Below are 1,434 nucleotides of genomic sequence, written 5' to 3' on the forward strand. Positions count from 1 at the left end.
CGGTAATGCCGTTCAGTTAAGGTCTTTTTTAAGGTACCGGACGGAGTAGCGCAAAGGACGAGACTTGACGACCCGGTCGCATGTACGGCCGGGTCGCTTTTCATTGGGAAGAGACTTGAGTCGCTCCCGCAGACGCTGAAGGCAGACGGGTAGTTTTGCGTAGGCGGGCGTGAGGGCGGCCCACATCATTTCGTGCTGAATGGTATGGAACGCTCGAACGAAGCTGATATCGGTTGGTGCGAGCTTCGCTTCCCATGCGGCGCTAGCGATCTCGCGGCGAATCAGGTTGTAGGCGATTAGCGCTCCCCAGATTTCCTGATATACCCCTTCGACGGTACGACTGCGCAAGGTCAACTCCGAACCCAGCATCGATTGCTTGAGCTCCGCGAAACTGGTTTCGATTTGCCAGCGGCGCTCGTAGCAGCCAACGATATCGGCAGGTTTGAAACGTCGGCGATCCGTCAATGAAGTCAGCAGGACGCGTTCGCGTCCGCGCGCGTCGATGGTCCGGATGGCTCGCGCATTCCAGAATTCAGGCAAGGCCGCGCACTTCTTGCGCGCCTGCGGCGAGACGCGCATGCGCACCGTCGCATCGTCTGCTGTGCCGGCGGTGACTTCCCAGCAGGTATTGGATTTGGCTGGAATCAGGAAGTGACGATTACGTCCGTTCATCGTCAGACCGCACAGGATCTCCGCGGCCAGAAAGCCCTTGTCGAACACCGTCAGCGAATCGTCCGGTATCTGCGGTAGAAGGCTTTTGGCATACACCATTTCGTTGGTGTCGTAGCAGCCAAAGTTGATGTCGGCCACCAGATGCGTGGGGATCGCAGTCAGCGTGACTGCCCGCACCTGCGGATAAGTGGCCACCTTGCCACTGGCATAGCCCTGCGCGCCAAAGTGCTCACGGTTGGCCGCACTGTCGGGTGTGCGCAGCGTGGTGCCGTCCATCGCCCAGAGACTTAACCCCTTGTACGCATGGTGAGGCGCGTCCTGAGTCGTCCATGCCCGTGCCGTCTGCTCGAACAGCCAGGCCATCGGCGCCTCGCCAACACGTTGGCGAGCCTGCACCACCGCGCTCTTGCTGACAAACGGCGCGGCTTCGTTGGGCAATGCCAGGTCGAGACTGTCGAGCACCTCGCTAATTGACCAGTGCCGGTACATCGCCAGCGCGATAACCAGCCAGACCACCTGCTCCGCAGGCAAACGCCGACGCCGAATACTAGCCGCCCCGGTCGCCTGCACCGCCCGCTCGATCCATTCATAGGGCAGATGCTCAGCCAGCCGGCTGAGATCGGCTGGCTGTTGTGCTTCGAGCAGAAAGGTCAGGTGACTGGAAAGCATCGCGCCGAAAAGTTAACAGTTCGGCGCGTCGTTTACAACACCTTCTCACCATCAAAACAACAATGCCGTTCAGGTCTTAACTGAACGGCATTA

1 protein-coding gene is annotated in these 1,434 nt (G+C 59.6%); it reads right to left on the reverse strand.

Annotated elements, in window-relative coordinates; genetic code table 11:
* Window positions 1-12 precede the first annotated feature (12 nt).
* Window positions 13-1,341, reverse strand: a complete 1,329-nt coding sequence (locus U5A67_RS40370) for an IS4 family transposase (RefSeq protein WP_321818823.1) — start codon at window positions 1,339-1,341, stop codon at window positions 13-15.
* Window positions 1,342-1,434: the final 93 nt, after the last annotated feature.

Origin of the sequence: Paraburkholderia sp. J69-1 (assembly GCF_905220255.1) — a bacterium.
GTDB lineage: Bacteria > Pseudomonadota > Gammaproteobacteria > Burkholderiales > Burkholderiaceae > Paraburkholderia.